This is a genomic window from Corynebacterium camporealensis (assembly GCF_000980815.1).
In the GTDB taxonomy this organism is placed as follows: domain Bacteria; phylum Actinomycetota; class Actinomycetes; order Mycobacteriales; family Mycobacteriaceae; genus Corynebacterium; species Corynebacterium camporealense.
Genome location: NZ_CP011311.1, coordinates 1,235,159 through 1,254,207, shown reverse-complemented (window position 1 = coordinate 1,254,207; position 19,049 = coordinate 1,235,159). Strand labels below are relative to the sequence as shown.

General features: G+C 58.5%; 15 protein-coding genes, 1 pseudogene and 1 riboswitch. Of the genes and pseudogenes, 11 read left to right on the top strand and 5 right to left on the bottom strand.

Features of this window, described 5'->3' with window-relative positions; all coding sequences use genetic code 11:
- Window positions 1–33: 33 nt before the first annotated feature.
- Window positions 34–414, bottom strand: coding sequence for an RNA polymerase-binding protein RbpA (locus UL81_RS05845; protein ID WP_035104623.1), 381 nt, complete (start codon window positions 412–414; stop codon window positions 34–36).
- A gap of 486 nt (window positions 415–900) precedes the next feature.
- Between UL81_RS05845 and UL81_RS05835 the strand changes: the two genes are divergently transcribed.
- On the top strand, window positions 901–1,602 hold the full coding sequence (locus UL81_RS05835) for a YceI family protein (RefSeq protein ID WP_035104621.1): 702 nt from the start codon (window positions 901–903) through the stop codon (window positions 1,600–1,602).
- Complete coding sequence (locus tag UL81_RS05830) at window positions 1,602–1,784, top strand: hypothetical protein (RefSeq protein WP_035104619.1); 183 nt, start codon at window positions 1,602–1,604, stop codon at window positions 1,782–1,784. Before UL81_RS05835 ends, UL81_RS05830 begins: the two co-directional genes overlap by 1 nt.
- Before the next feature lie 548 nt (window positions 1,785–2,332).
- Here the strand turns inward: UL81_RS05830 and UL81_RS05825 are convergent.
- Window positions 2,333–2,842, bottom strand: coding sequence for an SRPBCC domain-containing protein (locus UL81_RS05825; RefSeq protein ID WP_035104618.1), 510 nt, complete (start codon window positions 2,840–2,842; stop codon window positions 2,333–2,335).
- A gap of 133 nt (window positions 2,843–2,975) precedes the next feature.
- Between UL81_RS05825 and UL81_RS05820 the strand changes: the two genes are divergently transcribed.
- Window positions 2,976–5,897 carry an FAD-binding and (Fe-S)-binding domain-containing protein gene (locus UL81_RS05820; protein WP_035104616.1) on the top strand — a complete coding sequence of 974 codons (2,922 nt, stop codon included), beginning with the start codon at window positions 2,976–2,978 and terminating at the stop codon, window positions 5,895–5,897.
- A 25-nt stretch (window positions 5,898–5,922) separates the two neighbouring features.
- Here UL81_RS05820 and UL81_RS05815 read toward each other — a convergent pair whose 3' ends face one another.
- A complete protein-coding gene (locus UL81_RS05815) occupies window positions 5,923–7,221 on the bottom strand; it encodes an SAM-dependent methyltransferase (RefSeq protein WP_035104614.1) in 1,299 nt (432 codons plus the stop codon).
- A 183-nt stretch (window positions 7,222–7,404) separates the two neighbouring features.
- Here UL81_RS05815 and UL81_RS05810 point away from each other — a divergent pair, with 183 nt between their 5' ends.
- The 3 genes and pseudogenes from UL81_RS05810 (at window position 7,405) to UL81_RS05795 (ending at window position 11,950) form a co-directional block, all read left to right on the top strand.
- Window positions 7,405–8,751: an NAD(P)/FAD-dependent oxidoreductase gene (locus UL81_RS05810; RefSeq protein WP_035104612.1), complete on the top strand. Its 1,347-nt coding sequence runs from the start codon at window positions 7,405–7,407 to the stop codon at window positions 8,749–8,751.
- Between the two features lie 130 nt (window positions 8,752–8,881).
- A riboswitch (TPP riboswitch) is annotated at window positions 8,882–8,978 on the top strand.
- Window positions 8,960–9,742 carry a hydroxyethylthiazole kinase gene (gene thiM, locus UL81_RS05805; RefSeq protein WP_035105449.1) on the top strand — a complete coding sequence of 261 codons (783 nt, stop codon included), beginning with the start codon at window positions 8,960–8,962 and terminating at the stop codon, window positions 9,740–9,742. (Overlaps the previous riboswitch by 19 nt.)
- Window positions 9,739–11,950: pseudogene (locus UL81_RS05795) on the top strand (bifunctional hydroxymethylpyrimidine kinase/phosphomethylpyrimidine kinase). Before thiM ends, UL81_RS05795 begins: the two are co-directional and overlap by 4 nt.
- 82 nt (window positions 11,951–12,032) lie before the next feature.
- On the opposite strand, the gene UL81_RS05790 reads toward UL81_RS05795, so the two are convergent.
- Window positions 12,033–12,635, bottom strand: coding sequence for a class I SAM-dependent DNA methyltransferase (locus tag UL81_RS05790; protein ID WP_035104605.1), 603 nt, complete (start codon window positions 12,633–12,635; stop codon window positions 12,033–12,035).
- A 72-nt stretch (window positions 12,636–12,707) separates the two neighbouring features.
- On the opposite strand from UL81_RS05790, the gene corA reads away from it, so the two are divergent.
- Window positions 12,708–13,778 carry a magnesium/cobalt transporter CorA gene (corA, locus tag UL81_RS05785; RefSeq protein ID WP_046453379.1) on the top strand — a complete coding sequence of 357 codons (1,071 nt, stop codon included), beginning with the start codon at window positions 12,708–12,710 and terminating at the stop codon, window positions 13,776–13,778.
- Here the strand turns inward: corA and UL81_RS05780 are convergent.
- Window positions 13,775–14,224, bottom strand: coding sequence for a PaaI family thioesterase (locus UL81_RS05780; protein WP_035104603.1), 450 nt, complete (start codon window positions 14,222–14,224; stop codon window positions 13,775–13,777). The two genes, corA and UL81_RS05780, sit on opposite strands and share 4 nt — an antisense overlap.
- A gap of 37 nt (window positions 14,225–14,261) precedes the next feature.
- Here UL81_RS05780 and gndA point away from each other — a divergent pair, with 37 nt between their 5' ends.
- The 4 genes from gndA to UL81_RS05760 are packed head-to-tail and all read left to right on the top strand — an operon-like array spanning window position 14,262 to window position 18,872.
- Window positions 14,262–15,710: an NADP-dependent phosphogluconate dehydrogenase gene (gndA, locus tag UL81_RS05775; RefSeq protein WP_035105448.1), complete on the top strand. Its 1,449-nt coding sequence runs from the start codon at window positions 14,262–14,264 to the stop codon at window positions 15,708–15,710.
- 1 nt (window position 15,711) lies between these two features.
- Complete coding sequence (locus UL81_RS05770) at window positions 15,712–17,145, top strand: DEAD/DEAH box helicase (RefSeq protein ID WP_081961378.1); 1,434 nt, start codon at window positions 15,712–15,714, stop codon at window positions 17,143–17,145.
- A 2-nt stretch (window positions 17,146–17,147) separates the two neighbouring features.
- On the top strand, window positions 17,148–18,005 hold the full coding sequence (locus UL81_RS05765) for a hypothetical protein (protein ID WP_046453378.1): 858 nt from the start codon (window positions 17,148–17,150) through the stop codon (window positions 18,003–18,005).
- A gap of 30 nt (window positions 18,006–18,035) precedes the next feature.
- Window positions 18,036–18,872 (top strand): hypothetical protein, encoded by an 837-nt coding sequence (locus UL81_RS05760; protein WP_046453377.1) that lies wholly within the window; start codon window positions 18,036–18,038, stop codon window positions 18,870–18,872.
- The last annotated feature ends 177 nt before the right edge of the window (window positions 18,873–19,049 follow it).

Here is a 19,049-nt window from a genome sequence, read left to right as displayed (position 1 = left end):
CGTTCGTTTATAAAAAGTAGGGAAGAAGGGGATTTACTTCTTTTCCTTTTCTTCCTTTTGCTCCTTGAGCAGGCGAGCAGCAGCATTGCGGCGGGCACGCAGGCTCTTAATACGCTCCTCGAGAAGCTCATCCAGCTCCTCCATGGAACGGCGCTCGCACAGCATGTCCCAGTGGGTACGCGGCGGCTTGACCGGCTTGGACTCTACGCCCTCGCCCTCGACGAGGTGACCGAGCTTGCCGTTCTTGCACATCCACTCCTCAGGAATTTCAGCGTCGTCAGCGAACGGAACCTCATAGATCTCGCCGTCATCGGTGCGGTACTTGACCATCTGACGAGGAGCGAGGTCGTGGTCGCGGTCAGTCTCGTAGCTGACGGCGCCCATGCGGCTACCCCGAAGTACGCGATCTGCCATGCAATATCATCCTTTGACTCGAGAAACTAAACTAAGGCAGGTAAACTTCTGCCTTTGCAGAACTATAAGTATAACGAACACAACCGCGCGTTTGTTCCCTGGCTCGGCCTATTCCTACTAAGGTGAGGTGCGTGAATCTTTCGACTAGCCGTCAGAGGAAAACGGCCACGTGTCAATGGTGCGGTAAGGAGCTACCACCAGGCGGGCGGGGAAGGCCCCGAAAGTTCTGTAGCCCCTCCTGCAAACAGCGGGCATATGAGCAGCGCAACAACGTTGTTGGTACACAAATCCCGAGCGATGCAGTGATTCTCAGCCCCTCCAAGGCTGCTAGCCTGCGCGATGGTCTGTTTGAATTGCGCTGTTCAGCTGAGGATGTTGCCACAGCAGTGTCTGAAGGGGCAGAATCAAGCGAGATAGATAATTTGTGCGCTGAGCTTATCCAGCTCGCGCGCAGGTTGGAAGAAATAAGGTAAAGGACGACAGATAGTGAAGAGCCTGTTTTACAACCGCAAGCTTGTGGTGAGCATCTTCGTCATCTTAATCGTGGCCGCCACTGCGTTTGCATTTGGCCCGATGGTGTACTCAATGTTCGCAGGTTCCGGTGTGAAGACCGAACCAGTCAATGCAGATGGCACCGATGCCGCAAGCACCGATGTCAACGGCAACTGGAACATTGTGCATGGCCCGCCGGACAATCACACCTCGGCCGGCTTTACCTTCGATGAAATTCTTCCTGCTGAGCGCACCACAACCTCTGGTTCAACCAATGAGGTCACCGGTATGGTCACCGTGGATGCTGAGACCCTCACGGACGCTGAAGTAACCGTCAACATGACCGAGCTGAGCACCGACAAGCAGGTTCGTGACCAGAACATGAAGGCCAAGCTTTTTGAGACCGATAAGTTCCCAGAAGCTACCTTCAAGCTCACTGAGCCAGCTGATCTTTCCGCAGTGCCTGACGATGGCACCATGGGCACCGTGGAGCTCACCGGTGATTTGACCATCAAGGGTGAGACCAACGAGATCGTCCAGGAATTCGATGTTCTGCGCACTGGTGAGAATGTCGTTATCGGCGGCAACGTCCCGATCAACCGTCTCGACTACGGCGTGGAGTCTCCAGAACTCATCGCCGCTGAAATCGATGAACACGGCTACGTAGACATCCGCCTGTTCCTGGAGAAGAACTAATGCTTTCTAGCCACGTCATTCCGATCCTGTGGTTTCGATTGGTCGTCCTCATCGGATTTACCATCTTCGCCGTCTGGCAGTCCATGGGCATCCTGACCGTTATGACGCTGTTGTTCATCGGCCTGACCATCTGGCAGATGTTTACCGCGTACCGTAATCGGGCCTTAGGCCGCGAAGGCTAAAGCAGTAATCAAGCACTAGGAAAGACCCCGTTTAACGTAACAGTGACGTTAAACGGGGTGTACTCATATAGGTAGAGAAGCCTGGAGTAGAGCCCTAAAACGCCCATGTTGGCCACGAACCGGAAAACGAGCTATCTGCCGTCAATTAACTGAAGTGACCGAAGTGACTCAGCCGTTGTGATGGACTCTGCCTGGCGTGTAGAAGTTGTGCGTAACTGAAGTCGAGGGCTGCATCGTAAAGCGCGTGCAAGCGCGTGGCGCTCAGTATTGAGTGTGCGGAGTGCGCGCGGTGCAGTCTGCGATGAAGTCGCCGATGGAAGTTGCTGCGCCTCGCGGTCGGTGGATGTGTGGCTGGAGCATGTGTCAACAGCATTCAGCTTCAAAGCTCTAAAAGTGGAAAAGCGGAATGAGTACGGAGCGGTAATTATGGAGCATGCCGTTGTCCAGGATATTTAACGTTATTGTCCGATAATGTACATTATGTCATTTTAGATCTGGGGCTGCACCACCCTGGTGCTGAGTATGTGTGGGTGTGGCTGCCCTGTTGTCTAGAGTTGGTAATGCTCTTTTTGGTGTGGCAGGTAGTTATCGAGTACGACGCTGTTGACGTCGTCGCCTGCCAGCACGAGCATGAGGCGGTCTAAGAGGAACTCCCACCGTGGGCCGAGTTCGGCGATGGCTTCTTCATCGTTGTGGAACTGATGATGGAACTCCATATCGCAGCCGCCATCTGCTTCCGGTTCGAAAAAGACTTTCAGCTCAGATTCACGGCCGGATTCGGTCTTGACGTTTAAGTGCAGATATTTTGGCTTCTCTGCTTCCACGGCGACCGCATCCGCGCTGTCTTTACCATCCCAGGTTTCCAAGTGATACGTGGTTTCATTGATGCGCTTCCACCGTCCGTACCACCGCTCAAAGTCGTCGCGGCCGGTGAGGTAATCCCAGACCAACTCAGCAGACTGCGGGAAGGAACGAACAATGATGATTTCCGGGCCGTTATCTCCCCTGACAACTTCGCCGGTTGGCTCAAATTCCTCAACTGGTTCACTGTGCTCCATTGCCCTGACGTTACCTGCTTGGAGCACTATTTGTGCAGTTGAGGGGTACTTCTCCCCCTAAACAGGGCGGGTGAAAATAGACATTAAAGGAAAAAGACTGTCGCGCAATAGATTCTATCCTACATTTAAAATCATGCGTAAGCTTTTGACTCCTAACCCACAGAGAATCCAGCGTCCAGAAGGTGCTGTTGCCCAATCGGATGCTGTGCCAGAAAGCCGTGCGAATGGCTCTCCTGCTGAGCTCATCCAGGATATGGAAACCATTGTCGGTGCGGACAATGTGCATGGTCGCCTTACCGACCTGGTGCGCTGGGCCGCTGATGCAGGTGCCTACCGCTCCGTGCCGCAGATTGTGGTCTCCCCACGAAGCGCTAGTGATCTGGCGAAGATTATGCGCTACTGCCGAGAAAATGGTCGGCACATGACCTTCCGTGCCGCGGGTACGTCCCTGTGTGGTCAGGCGACCTCGGACGATATTTTGGTCGATGTCCAAACCCATTTCGGTGGTATGGAAATCCGCGATGAGGGCGCTACCCTATGGTCGCGTCCAGGCACGATTTTGGGTGATGCGCAGGCAGTATTGGGCCGTTACAACTACATGCTGGGCCCGGATCCAGGATCGACCTCGGTGTGCACCATCGGCGGTGTCCTAGCGGATAACTCCGGCGGTATGCGTTGTGCGCTCGAGCGCGACAGCTACCACTGCATTAAGGAACTGGTTTTCGTCCTGCCTTCGGGCACCGTGGTCGATACTAAGCACGGTGATGCGGCATTCCAGAAGCAAGAACCAGAACTTCACGCACGCTTGATTGAGTTCCGTGACCGTCTGCGTGCAGATACGGAAACGGTGGAGTTCCTGCGTAAGAAGTTCTCCATCCGCAATACCAATGGTCTGCGCTTGGATGCTTTCTTGGATGAAGATGAGCCAGTACAGATCCTCAAGCGCCTGCTCATTGGCTCGGAAGGCATTTTTGGTGCGATTGTCGAGTCGGAGATTGCCGCTGTTCCCCTGCCCAAGGTGAAGGCAACGACCTGGGTGGAGCTGCACAATCTGCGCGATGCGGCGAACTTCGTGCACCCGATTATGGAAGCGGGCGCAGAAGCCTGCGAGTTGCTGGTGGCACCAGTGATGCGTCGTTCGGCAGACCATTACGACCACGCCCCGCAGTCCTGGCGCGATATCGATGACGATACCTGTGCCCTGCTGGTTGAGGTCGGCGGTCGCGATGAAGCAGAGCTTGACGATGCCATTGCTCGCCTCAAGGATGTCCTCAAGGATGCCGAGCTGGTTCGCCCACTCGAGTTTGAGACCTCCCCAGAAGGCATGCGCGGTGCGTGGCAGCTGCGCAATGGCCTGTACGGCCTGCTGGGTGCGGACCGCCCAGAAGGTGCTAGCTACATCACCGAAGATGTCTGCTTCCCTCCTGCTGAAGTCGGTCCTGCCGCCGCAGATCTGATGGACCTGCAGGCCAAGTACGGCTACCCAGAATCCGTGATGGGACACGCTGCTTTCGGTAACCTGCACTTCTTCCTCACCCCGAAGCTGGATGATGAGGAAGAAAAGCAGAACTACTCTGACTTCCTTGATGAGCTAAGCGTGCTGGTCATCGATAAGTATGCCGGCTCGCTCAAGGCCGAGCACGGCACGGGTGTGAACATGGCACCTTTCGTCGAACACGAATGGGGCAGCCACGTCTTCGAGCTGTTCTGGGAAGTCAAGGACATGCTGGATCCGGATGGCATCCTGGCACCGAATGTGAAGCTCACCCGCGATAAGCAGGTGCACATGCGCAACTTCAAGACCTTCCCGAAGGTCGAAGACACCATCAACCAGTGTGTTGAGTGTGGTTTCTGTGAAGCTGTGTGCCCTTCCCGCCACATCACTTTGACCCCGCGTGAACGCATCGCGGTACGCCGTGAGATGGCACGTCAACCGGAAGGTTCTGCTGTGCTCAAGCAGCTGAACAAGGAATTCCAGTACGACGGCATCGACATGTGTGCCGCTGATGGCACCTGCTCTATCCCCTGCCCAATCAGTATTGATACCGGCAAAGTCATGAAGCAGCTGCGTGCCCAGCAGGTCACCCCGCAAGCCGGTAAGGTCGCGCTGCAGACTGCTGAGAAGTGGAAGGTCGTCGAAAAGCTGGCGCGTGCTGGTGTTATCTCCGCCAACAAGGTCGGCCACAAGCCAGCGCAGCTCGGTGCCAACCTGGCTCGTAACGTCTTTAGTCCTGATTTGTTACCGACGATTCCAGGCCCACTGCCGCAGGCTGCCACTGCCCTGCCAGAAACCACTCGGGAGGGCGCAGCAGCGGTCTACTTCCCTGCGTGTATCAACCGCATCTTTGGTCGCCCGCATGGTGCAGCTGATGACACGGTCGACCTGCCGCATGCCGTAGTCGAGTTGGGTCGTCGTGCTGGTTGCCCGGTGTGGATTCCTGAGGACGTCGCTGGTACCTGCTGTGGTACTCCGTGGTCGTCGAAGGGTTATCAGGAAGGCTACAAGTATCAGGCAGAGAAAATCTGTGCTGACCTGTGGCGTTGGTCGGAAGAAGGTACTTTGCCAGTCATTATTGACGCAGCTAGCTGTACCCACGGCCTGCTCGATGGCATCGAAGAGGTGCTTTCTGCTGAGGACCAGGCGAAGCTGAAGTCGATTGAAATCCTCGACATCGTGGATTGGATTGACCGTGAGGTCATCGAGCACCTGCCGATCGTCGAAAGCCTTGGCCGGATTGCCGTGCACCCAACCTGCTCGACTGAGCACATGGGCTTAAGTGCCAAGCTCGTGGAGCTGGCCAACTACTGCGGTGATGCGTCCGTGCCAGACGGTGCTGCCTGCTGTGGTACCGCTGGTGACCGCGCGATGTTGCACCCGGAGCTGCTGGAATCGGCAACGCGTGAAGAGCGCGCAGGCATCGAAGCCGGCAACTACGATGCATTCGTCTCTGACAACCGCACCTGTGAGATGGGCCTGGAGATGATTACCGGGCGTGCGTATGACTCCATTGCGGTGCTGCTGGAGCGCGCATCCCGACCGGTGCTGACGCCTTAAGGAGGCATTGCTCCTTAAGGTCGCCTTAACGGCGACCGCCGCGGTTGCGGTGGGTGGCGGTAAAGGTCACGGCATCCACCATCTCCGCGTTGAGCAGTGCTTCGCGCAGTGCGAATTGGAAGGTCCACAGTCGGCGGAAGACTTGGTCGAAACCGGCTGCGGCTGCTTCACGCAGGTGCCCGTCGAAGAAGGAACGCTGCTGCTTAATTGATGCTGCGTAGTGGGCACCGAAGTGGGTCTCGGCGATGACTCGCAGGCTGGAGTGCTTATCGATGACCGAGTGCACATCCTTCGTCGTCGGATAGTCCAGACCCGGCCAGACGTAGGCGCGCAGGACATCGGTGGCATCGCGGGCAGCGGAGCTTAGGTTCTCGGTGGCCACCAAGCTTTGGAATACCGCTCGCCCACCGTTGCTGAGCAAACGATCGAGCAGGCCTACGAAGGCGCGGCGCTCCGAACCGGAGGTTGTTTCCAGCTTGTCGATGCTGATGATCGCATCGTATCGACCGCGCCACTGAGAAGGTCCGGGAACAGGATCGTCGACGAGTGCGACGTGCGTGGAATCCTCCGCGCCTTCCAGCACCAAGGTTTCTTCCAGGTCGGAGTATTGCTCGGAATCGCTGGTGAGGATATCGACAGTCGCACGCCGCTGGGTGGCTTGGATGGCGGCCTGCAAACCGTTAGCTGGGTAGACCAACAGATGTGTGCCGTGGTTGACGCCGGCGGCATCGAGAAGCCAGCCGGCAGCACGGCGCTGCGCATCGGCTAAGTCATCGCGGGTGACCTCACCTGGTTCACTGACTGAGGTGTAGTCGACGAAGTGGGTCTTTGGCTCACCGCGGCCGGTGGAATAGCTTTCGACAGATTCGCGAACAGTCGTCGGCACACCGGAGGCAAAAATACCGCCGCTGTGGCTTAACCCATCGCCGGAATACAGGCGCACCAGATCGACAGGAAGCTCACCCGGCAAGGAAGCACTCGGCTTAAGCCGCTTGGCACGCGGGGCGTAGCCGACATCGATAAGCTTCTGCAACACCTGGACCAAGCGGGAAGAATCCGGGGTGGACCACTCTCCTGCCATATAGGATTCCGCCAGTCCCAACCAGCCAGAATCAGCAATGCGTAGGAACAACGCATCGTATTGGATGCGCAGATCCGGATCCTCGCAGTCGAGTTCAATGCCGGCGCGGTGGCAGGCACGGGCGAAGTTGGCCTCGGCACGACGGGCCATGGCTTTGAGCAGCGTGCCTTCGGGAACACGGGCGACCCCGGGCCAGGCCTCGGCATCTACAGATCGCAGATGCGGATAAGGATCGCGCGCCATATTCTTCGATGTCTCCTTCCGATGACAGATCTTCATACCACTCTAATTCGCGTGGTGGCGTGGAAGATGCCGACTGGCCGGAGAACCCAAAAGTAACTGGGTATAACGTATGCGTGTACGGTTTCTAGCGACTAGACTGAATCAGTACTCTGAATTGACTTTCTTAGGAAGGTATCCCTCAACATGACTAACACCCCGTACCGTCCGAGCGATGATCGCCACCATGTGGTCATTATCGGCGCCGGATTCGGCGGCCTGAATGCTGTTAAGCAGCTCAAGGGCGCTGACGTTGATGTCACCCTGATCGATAAGAAGAACCACCACCTGTTCCAGCCGATGCTGTACCAGGTAGCAACCGGCATGATCTCCTCCGGTGAGATCGCACCGTCTACCCGTCAGCTGCTGCGCCATCAGGACAACGTCAACTTCGTCAACGGCGAAGTCACCGACGTTGATATCAAGGCACAGACCGTGACCGCGGAGCTGGGCGAGTACTCCCGTACCTTCGCTTATGACTCCATCATTGTCGCTGCTGGTTCCGGCCAGTCCTACTTCGGCAACGATCACTTCGCTGAGTTCGCACCGGGCATGAAGACCCTGGATGACGCACTCGAGCTACGCTCCCGCATCGTTTCTGCCTTCGAAGAAGCAGAGCTTACCGATGACCCGGAGGAGCGCGAGCGCCTGCTGACCTTCATCATCGTTGGTGCTGGCCCGACCGGTGTGGAGCTGACCGGCCAGATCGTGGAGATGGCTCACCGCACCCTGGCGGATCTCTACAACCACTACTCCCCGATGGCTGCCAAGATTTACCTGCTGGACGGTGCTCCGCAGGTTCTGCCGCCGTTCGGCAAGCGTCTGGGCCGCAAGGCAAAGCGTGCTCTGGAAAAGCAGGGCGTTATCGTTCGCCTGAACGCTATGGTTACCGACGTCACCGAGGACGCCGTGACCTACAAGAACATGAAGACCGAAGAAAACGTCACCATCGAGGGCGCAACCAAGATCTGGTCCGCTGGTGTGGCTGCTTCCCCGCTGGGCAAGTCCATTGCTGAGCAGGCTGGTGTCGAGGCTGACCGCGCTGGTCGCGTTCCGGTCAACAAGGACCTGACCGTTGGCAACTACGACAACGTCTACGTCATCGGCGACATGATGGGTCTGGACCGCTTGCCGGGTCTGGCACAGGTCGCAATTCAGACCGGTGGCCACGCTGCCAAGCTGATTGAGGCCAAGGTCGACGAGGAGTCGACTGCCGACGAGAACGAGGCATTCGACTACTTCGACAAGGGCTCCATGGCGATCATCTCCCGCTTCAAGGCCGTCGTGAAGCTGGGCAAGACCGAAATCACCGGCTTCCCGGCATGGGTCATGTGGATGGCACTGCACTTCACCTACGTCACCGGCCTGCGCTCCCGCCTGGCTGTGACCGTCAACTGGCTGACCAACCTGGTTTCCCGCAACCGCGGCAACCTGGAAATCACCCAGCAGCAGCGCCACGCACGCAACATCATCGGCAAGAAGCAGGGCGAGTAATCCCCTAAGCGCCGTCTGAACGAAGACCATCTGCAACATGCAGGTGGTCTTCTTGCTGTTTTCACACCTTCGGGGGTACGCGAGTAAAAAGTTGCTGCGATAGTCGACGAATGATTGCTAGCCTCGGGACTTATACAACATGGGGTGCCCCGCCAGCGGGGCTGAGAAATACCCATTGAACCTGCTCTCAGTTAGAACTAGCGAAGGAATTGTTGTGGATTTTGCTGATGCGCATGCCTGCCTTCAGAAGGTAGAACCGCTCGTACAATGCTTGACCAACAAGGTCGTCACCAACTTCACCGCCAATGCACTATTGGCCGCGGGCGCTAGCCCAGCGATGTTGGATACTCCAGAAGAATCAGAAGAGTTCGCCCAGATCGCCCATGGTGTGCTGATCAACATCGGAACCCCCTCCACTGAGCAATACGGCGGTATGCGTGCTGCCATCGCCGGTGCACAGGGCCACACGCCATGGGTGCTCGACCCGGTGGCCATGGGTGGACCGAAACTCCGCAGCGACTTTGCCCGCGAGGTCGTCCAACAGCACCCGGCAGCCATTCGCGGTAATGCCTCGGAAATCATCGCGCTCAATGGTGGCGCCGGCGGCCGCGGTACCGAATCCACTGCCAACGTCAACGATGCACTGGCTGCCGCTCAAGAACTAGCCAAGAAAACTGGCGCTGTTGTCGGTGTATCGGGCCCGAAGGACCTCATCGTGGATGCCAACCAACACGTGCTCATTGAAGGCGGGCATCCCCTGCTGCAGAAAGTCACCGGCACCGGTTGTGCGCTTGGTGCTCTGTGCGCGGCCTACCTGGGTGCCTACGACGACCCATTCGTCGCAGTAGCTACCGCACACGCACACGCCTCTGCTGCGGGCAGCGTCGCCGTCCGCAGCGCTAGCGCCCCTGGCTCTTTCGCCGTGGCCTGGTTGGATGCGCTCTATGAACTAGACGGTGCTGCTATCGCAAACGAGGTGACCATCAAGTGATTGACTACTCGCTTTATCTCATTACCGACCCAGACTTAGCTGGTGGTCGCGACAACGTCGTTCCCACAGTGCTCAAAGCCGTCGAGGGTGGCGTGACCGTCGTGCAGCTGCGCGACAAGACCGCCAGCGACGAAGAGATCGAAGCCATGGGACGCGAACTTCTCGACCAGCTCGGCGATATCCCGCTGTTTATCAACGACCGCGTCGAGGTCGCCGCACGCCTTGGCTGCCATGCCCATGTGGGCCAATCCGATATGGCCATGGAAAAGGCCCGCGAGCTCCTCGGACCTGACCAGCTGCTCGGCGTATCCGCATCTACACCAGAAGAAATCAAGGCCGCTGCGAGTGCTGACGTGGTCGGTATTGGACCTGTCTTTTCGACTGCCACCAAAGCCGACGCCCCCGAAGGAATGGGCGTGGAGGCTGCTGCCAAGCTAGCCACTCATGCACGCGAGGTCGGCACTACTCCAGTAGCTATCGGTGGCATTAAAGGCCACAACGCAGCTGATTTCACCCAGACTGACTTCGCAGGAATCTGCGTGGTCAGCGACATCATGGCAGCCGACGACCCTGCTGCTGCCGCACGCGAACTCAAGGAGGCCTACCGTGGCTAAGACCCAGCAACCCGCACGTGTTCTCTCGATTGCCGGTACTGACCCCACCGGTGGCGCCGGTATCCAAGCAGACCTGAAAGCCATTGCCGCTGCCGATGGTTTCGGCATGAGCGTGGTCACCGCTCTGGTTGCCCAAAACACTCAAGGCGTGCGCAGCATCCATCTGCCACCCGTGGAGTTCCTGCGCGAGCAGCTCGATGCCGTCCTCGACGATGTTGACGTCGACGCAGTGAAAATCGGCATGCTCTCCAACACCGCCATCGCCGACGTTGTACGCGAATACCTCCCCCGCTTCGGCGACGTCCCAGTCGTCCTCGATCCCGTCATGGTGGCCTCGTCCAATGATCGCCTGCTCGACGCTGAAGCCGAAGATGCTGTGCGTGAGCTTTGCCAACACGCCACGGTCATTACACCCAACCTGAAAGAGCTTGCCGTTCTCACCCAAAACGATGAAGCCGACGACTTCGACGTGGCTATCGAACAAGCCCAGGCCTGGGCCGACAAGCACAACACCGCCATCATCGTAAAAGGCGGTCACTTGCGCAGCGACATCGCCGATAACGCGGTCGTGCGCCCGAACCAAGAACCTTTCCGCGTTCCCAGCCCCCGCGTCGACACCAACAACACCCACGGCACAGGATGTTCGTTGTCCTCAGCCCTTGCCACCCGTCTGGGCGCTGGCGATGACCTGGAGCGTGCACTGACCTGGTCGACTAATTGGCTGCACGAAGCCATCGCGAATGCCGATGCACTTCACGTCGGCAAGGGCAACGGCCCAGTCGACCACTTCCACCGCAGCCGTCGTCTGCAAGGCGGTGCGGAGCTCTTCCCCGTCGCTGTCGTTACCGATGAGAACAACGACGGCGTCGCCGCGTCGAGGAATATCTCCGCGGAGGCAGAGACCAGCGAACTACCTGCACCGAAGCTAGAAGCTCCTGGTCCGCACACCCAGCGCATGTGGGACGTTGGTGCACAGTACTTCGCTGACATCCAGGACTTAAGCTTCATCCAGCAGTTGGGTCAAGGAACGCTTAATCGCGAGGACTTCCGTTTCTACCTGCAGCAGGATTCCTTCTACTTGGACCTGTACTCCAAGTCCCTGGCACGTCTGGCTGGCATGGCCCGTAACCAAAAGGATCAGCTGCACTGGGCACAGGGTGCTGCGGAGTGCATCAGCGTCGAAGCTGACCTGCACCGCACTGAGCTTAACGATGACTCTCGTGGTTCACACGTTGAGTCTGACACTGCAGCGATTTTGCCCTCGCGTGTTACCCGCGCATATACGGACTTCCTGAGTGCTACCACGCACACTGATGACTATGTCGTCGGCATTGGTGCGGTTCTCCCCTGCTACTGGCTCTACGCCGAAGTCGGCCTGCACCTGTTTGAGCAAAACCACCCGGGCCACCCCTTCGAGGAATGGCTGGACATGTACGGCGGCCAGGACTTCCTGGATGACACCCGTCGTGTACTAGACATCGCAGAGCGCGCACTGGCCGACGCTAGCCCAGAAACCCGCCGTCGTGCTGAGCAGGCCTACGCCCAAGCTGCGTTCTACGAGGTCGAATTCTTCGACCAAGCGCATCGTCGTTAACGCGCGTCGTCGGTAAAGCGACGGCGCGGGGACGAAAGACTAAAGGCTGAAGCCTTTGTTAGCGGGCGTAAGCCCGCTGACGCTAATCCAAGAGCGAGGAGCCGGGCTTCGATAAGACGGCGACGAGGAAGGTCGAGTTCGGGTGGAAGACCTTCAGGTCCCAGGAGGAGAACTTAAAGTCGACGCGAAAGCCGACCTCCTTGGCCATCTGCATGAAGTCGTCGAATTCCCAGCCGCGGCCTTCGCCGAAGCCGGTAACAAAGCGGCCGCCGGGGTGCAGGCTGTCGAAGATGTTGCGCAGCGCGGCGGTGCGACCTTCGACGGCGAGAAAGCCCATGACGTTACCGGCAGCAACGGCGAGGTCGAAGTTCTCGCCCGGAATGGTGTCTTCGGATAGATCGCCTACTTCCCAGGTGCCTTCTGGGTGATCGGCTTCGGCGTGCTGGATAAGAATCGGATCCACATCGACGCCGACGACCTCGTGGCCCCGGCGAAGGAGTTCGCCGCCTAAGCGGCCGGTACCGCAGCCGGCGTCAAGGATGCGGGAATTGCGTTCCACCATGGCATCGACAAGCCGTGCTTCGCCGTGGATGTCTTTACCCTGGGCTTCTAAGACCTTCCACTTTCGTGCAAAGTTGTGCGAATGCTCCGGGTTTGCGCTCGTAACTTCTTTCCAGGTGGGCATGCGCTCAATTATAAGCTCTTGCGCAGTGTAGGCTTTACCCGCTACCGAAAACTCCGAAGGAGGCACACTCGCATGGCTGTCGTACCCTCTCCATTTAGGCCGCGCAAAAAGGGCGAAAACTCGACCCCGTCGCGGCTTGCGGTGCCTGCTGAACGCGCAATTGAGCACTGCCGCGTCTTCGTCGACGGTGAAGCCCTGCCGGGCGAATACACCCCGCATTCGGCACAAGACGCGGTGAAAGAATACGGCCGCGGCTTTGTGTGGGTGGGTTTGCATGAGCCTTTGGAATCCCAGATGACGAAGGTGGCCTCGGAGTTTAATATTCACGAACTGATCGTCGAAGACGCAGTCCAAGCACACCAGCGCCCTAAGCTGGAGCGTTACGACGACCAGTTGTTCATGGTGGCTCGCTCGGTCAATTACCGTGACCACGATGAGGTGCTAGATAAGCGCCAGATCATCTCCACTGGTGAGGTGCAGATGATTATGGGCGCAGACTTCCTCATTACCGTCCGCCACGGTGCGAAGCTGCCGAACCTGGCCTACGTGGTCGATGGTGAGCAGGACCTAGTCGAGCTGGGTCCAGTGGCGATGGCCTGGAAGATTCTGGATATGATGGTCGACCGTTACTCGGAAATTGCCCAGCTTATTTCCGATGAGGTCGATGAAATTGAAGAAGAAGTCTTCACCCCACGACAGAAGTTCAACATCGACCGTATTTACACCTTCAAGCGTGAGATCTTGGAGATGAAGCACGCGATTAACCCGTTGTCGGTCGCGCTCAAGCACATGATTTCCGACCACAAGGATCTCATCTCCAAACAGATTCGTTCTTACCTGCGTGACGTCCACGACCACGAGCTGGTCGTTAAAGACCAGGTGGCCAACTTCGATGAGCGCCTAACCTCGCTTATCGATGCCTCCGTGGCCAAGGTGACCATGCAGCAAAACTCTGACATGCGCACCATTTCTGCAGTCGTTGGCATGTGGGCAGCACCCACCCTGGTAGCAGGTATCTACGGCATGAACTTTGACCGCATGCCGGAGCTGCACTGGACGCTTGGCTACCCGATGGCGATTCTCATCATGGTCGGCGTGGTGACGGGTCTGTTTATCTGGTTCCGCAAGAACGACTGGCTTTAGGCATCGAGAAGCATGGTGCGCAGCGTACTGCGTGCCAAAAGGGTCTCACCCTGGGTGATGTCGATGTTCCACAGGTGGGTACGACGACCCAGCTGAATCGGGGTGGCCACGGCCTCTACTTCGCCTTCGCTGGTGGACTTGATGAAGTCCGTGGAGTTATTCACGCCCACTGCAGGCTTACCGCCGGCGACCACGCTGGCAATCGAAGCAACGGACTCGGCCAAGGATGCATAAAATCCACCGTTAGCCACGCCCCAAGGCTGGTGCGTGTCCGGAGTAACCGGCGCGACCAAGCGGGCTTCCTTCGGCCCCAGGTAGGTAAAACGCATGCCGAGGGTCTTGCCCAAACCCATGTTGTGCTTTTCTAATTCGGCGAGATCTTCTTCACTCAGAGGGGCTTTCCGGGCGCGGGCGAGCATCTCTTCTAAAACCTGCAAATGTTTCATAGGAGACAACCATAGTGCGTGTTCTAAGATGGTTGCCATGACTGAAAAGACAGATCTCGCGCAGATTGGCGTAGTTGGACTAGCCGTGATGGGCTCGAACCTGGCCCGTAACTTTGCTCGCAATGGCAACACTGTTGCTGTGTACAACCGTAGCCCGGAAAAGACCCAGGCTCTTATTGCCGATCACGGTGAGGAAGGAAACTTCCTGCCCGCCGAGACGGTCGAAGACTTCGTTGCTTCCCTGGAGCGCCCCCGCAAGGCGATCATCATGGTGCAGGCTGGCAAGGCTACCGATGCTGTGATTGACCAGCTGGCTGAGGCCATGGATGAAGGCGACATCATCATCGATGGTGGCAACGCGCTCTACACCGACACCATGCGTCGTGAAAAGGAGGTCGCAGCCTGCGGCCGTCACTTCGTCGGTGCTGGTATCTCCGGTGGCGAAGAAGGCGCACTGAATGGCCCATCCATCATGCCTGGTGGCCCGGCTGAGTCCTGGGAAACCCTGGGCCCAATTCTGGAGTCCATTGCGGCCAACGTTGACGGCACCCCGTGTGTCACCCACATCGGTCCGGATGGTGCTGGCCACTTCGTGAAGATGGTCCACAACGGCATCGAGTACGCCGACATGCAGGTCATCGGCGAGGCTTACCAGCTGCTGCGCTACGGCGCGGGTATGGAGCCAGCGGAAATCGCGGAGGTCTTCCGCGAGTGGAACTCCGGCGACCTGGATTCCTACCTCATTGAAATCACCGCTGAGGTCCTGGCTCAGACCGACCCGGATACGGGCGCACCACTTGTCGATGTCATCGTCGACGAAGCCGGCCAGAAGGGCACCGGCCGCTGGACCGCGATTAACGGTCTGGATCTGGGCGTGCCGATCACCGCTATTGCCGAGGCCGTCTTTGCCCGTGCACTCTCCTCCTCCACTGACCAGCGCGCTGCTGCTCAGGAAGGTCAGCTGCCTGCTGGCGTTGACACGGACGCGGATATCTCCAAGGACGAGTTCATCGAGGACGTCCGCCGTGCCCTCTACGCATCCAAGCTGATTGCGTACTCTCAGGGCTTTGATGAAATCAAGGCCGGTTCCAAGGAATACGGCTGGGAAGTCGACCCACGCGACCTGGCCACCATCTGGCGTGGCGGCTGCATCATCCGTGCGAAGTTCCTGGATCGTATCCGCGAGGCCTACGACACCAACCCGGATCTGCCAGCACTGATTCTGGATCCGTACTTCAAGTCTGAGCTGGAAGACCTCATCGCCCCGTGGCGTCGTGTGGTCGTCAAGGCCACCCAGCTGGGTCTGCCGGTTCCGGTCTTTGCTTCTTCCCTGTCCTACTACGACAGCCTGCGTGCCAAGCGCCTGCCGGCTGCTCTGATTCAGGGCCAGCGTGACTTCTTCGGCGCGCACACCTTCAAGCGCACCGACCGCGAGGGCACCTTCCACATCGAGTGGTCCGGCGACCGCAGCCAGACTGAAAGCTAGTATGACCGACTTTTCTTCCCTGGGCCTGCCACGTGACATCGTGCAGGTCCTCGCCCAACAGGGCATCACTGAACCTTTCCCCATCCAAGCCGCAGCTATCCCAGATGCGGTGGCGGGAAAGGATGTCTTAGGGCGCGGCCCGACTGGTTCGGGCAAGACTTTTACCTTTGGCCTGCCGATGATTACCCGGCTGGCCGAGGCCGGCGCCTCGCGCCCCGGTCATCCCCGCGGTCTAGTGCTTGCACCTACCCGCGAACTTGCCACGCAGATTCACGAGCGCCTCGACGAACCTGCCAACGCCATGGGCTTGCGCGTGCTTTCTGTCGTCGGTGGCGTGAACATCAACCGCCACATCCGCTCGCTGGCTAGGCCCGTCGACCTCCTGGTGGCCACCCCGGGTCGTGCACAAGACCTCATCAACCAAGGTCACTTAACCCTGGATGAAGTCCGCATTACCACTTTGGATGAAGCCGATCAGATGGCGGACATGGGCTTTTTGCCACAGGTGCGCAAGCTCCTGCGCGCTACCCCACAGGATGGTCAGCGACTGCTCTTTTCTGCCACCTTGGATGGTGAGGTGCAAAAGCTGGTCAAGGAGTTCCTCCATAACCCAGTCACGCACTCCACCGCCCCGGCGGAAGCATCCGTGGACACGATGAGTCACCACCTGGTCTTCGTTGGGAAGCGCGAGCAGCGCAACGCCGTGGTGCTGCGCATCGGCGCACGCGAAGGCAAGACGATCATGTTCATGCGCACCAAACACGGCGTGGATCGCCAAGCTAAGAAGCTGCGCCGTGTCGGCATCAACGCTTACCCATTGCATGGCGATAAGGGACAAGGCTCGCGCACCGCAGCTATCGATGGTTTCCGCGACGGCTCCATCCCAGTTCTCGTGGCCACCGATATCGCTGCACGCGGCATCGACATCGCCGACGTTGACCTCGTCGTCCACGTCGATCCCCCAGCTGAGCACAAGGCCTACCTGCACCGCGCTGGCCGTACTGCCCGCGGTGGTGCCACAGGCAAGGTAGTCACACTATGCATGAACGAGCAACGCGACGAAGTAGCCAAGCTATTAAACAAAGCTGGCGTCGACGCCGCCGAGCTCGACTTAAGCGACATGGACACCCCGGAGCGTTCCCCACAACTGGCGCAGCTCACCGGTGCCCGTAAACCTGCGGGCACTACCCTGCCTCCGCCCGGCGCAGCACAGCAAAGCCAGCGCACCAAGCGTGGCGAAGCCGCGCAGGGCAAGGGCAAGCAGGGCAATCGAAGCTCGAATTCGCGCGGCCGTAACAACGCCAAGGATGCGAAACAGAGCCCCTGGGGTAAGCCGAAAAGGAAGTCCCGTTATCGTGGTGCCGGGCAAGATCATCCACGACAGGGCCAAGGTAAGAAGAACTCTTCGACTCGAAGGAAGCGACAAGGACGATAGCGTTGACGGAGATTTATTCGGAGCAGATCTGGCAGGAAAAGCAGGCCGCTCACGAAGCACGTGCGGAAGACCGCCTGCAGCGATTCCGCCATCCCGGCAGCTACCATCCAGTCCACGACTTTCTGTTCTCCTACTACCCGGTTCGCCCCTCGCACTTGCGCAAATGGCATCCGGGTATCGGGGTGGCCCTCGAAGGTAACCCACCGCATGAGCAGTGGCGCGACTACACCCGGACTAACGACGGTGTGACAGTCAACCTGGACACGCTGTGGCCACGTCGCGGGGATTCCTTCCTTTATATCCGGAAGCTGCTGGCGAATACTCGGCAGCGTCCTGCGCAGTTTGATTGCTTTGGCCTGCATGAATGGGCCATGTGCTACAAGACGGACCAGCCACGCCACGACTTGCCGCTGCGCTTAGGCGCGGAAGGCACCAACGAGGTCGTGGAGACCCACAAGATCCGGTGTAGCCACTACGATGCTTTTCGTTTCTTTACTCCACCTGCGCGTCCGTTGAATCTGCGGGTACTAACCCGTGAGGATCAGCCTGACACCGAACAAGCAGGCTGCGTGCACGCGACGATGGATCTGTATAAGTGGGCCTGGAAGCTAGGCCCGCTGGTCCCCGGTGATGTCTTCCTTGATTGCCTGGACTTAGCTATCGATGCACGCACGTTGGATATGGAAGCATCCCCTTATGACTGCCGGGACTGGGGTTATGGTGTCGTCGCCATTGAAACCCCGGAAGGTAAGGCGGAATATGTGCGTCGGCAGCGTGAGCTGTCCGAGCGTGGCGATCCGCTAAGGCAGCGGCTTGTTGGCCTCATCGACGCGGCTGACCCAGCTACAATTAAGCGATAAAAGTTCTACTTTCAAGCGGAAGGACTGTCCATGGGGCGACACGCGAACGGCAAGAACACCTATTCGCTCGCAGGGTGGGTAATCGCCGTCATCGTTGCGATCATCGCTGTGATCGCATTGGTGCTGTGGCTGATGCTCGGAAACAATGACGACGGTGATGACTCCACTGCTGCGCAGGAAGACACACAGGTCACCTCAGAGGAACAGACCGCTGAGGAGACCACTGAAGAGTCTTCTGCTGAAGAAGAGTCGGCGGAGGAAACCACGTCGGAAGAAGAATCCTCTGAGCCTTCCACCCCGGCTGCACCTGCTGGTCTGGAGTTCGCACCGAACACGCTGTTCCTGCTGGATACCTCCGATGCCTTAGCACCGAACTTCGATGCTGTGACCGGCGCTATGGTCGATGCCGCTAATGAGCTGGGTGGCCAGGATGGCGCGGTGGCACTGTGGAACTACTCTTCCCCACTGTCGGAGACCGCCACTGTTGGCTACCGCCAGAACGTCAGCTTCGGTCCGGCTAACAACGTCACTGAAGCACTGCCCCGCTTTGGCACTGGTGGTGTTCCACAGACCCGCAGCGCTGTGACTGCAGCACTGGGCAACGCCATTGACCAAGCCAACGACACCGGCGACAAGGTCAACGTCGTTCTGGTGACCACCGGCACCGCACAGGACATGGACGACAACGCCTTCCGCGCACAGCTAGGCGAGCTTAACAACGACAACGTCTCACTCGCAGTCGTCCACTTGGGCGACGGCGACACCGACGCTGTTCTTGAAGATTCCGCTGATTACTTCGGCACTGTCTCCAACCCCGGCGACCAGGCCGCTGTAGCCCAGGAACTGAACGAAGCTGCTGGCATCTAGCCTTCCTTCTAGCTGACTTCGCCAAGCACTAGACCTCGGATTATTCCGAGGGCTTTAGTCATGCGTGGCTGCAGTCCGAGTGGATACTCGAGCACACGGCTGCAGATACACTACACCCCCTTATCCTGCCGGGAGTTGCCAGGATAAGGGGGTGTAGCTCTCTCTACTAGGAGGGGT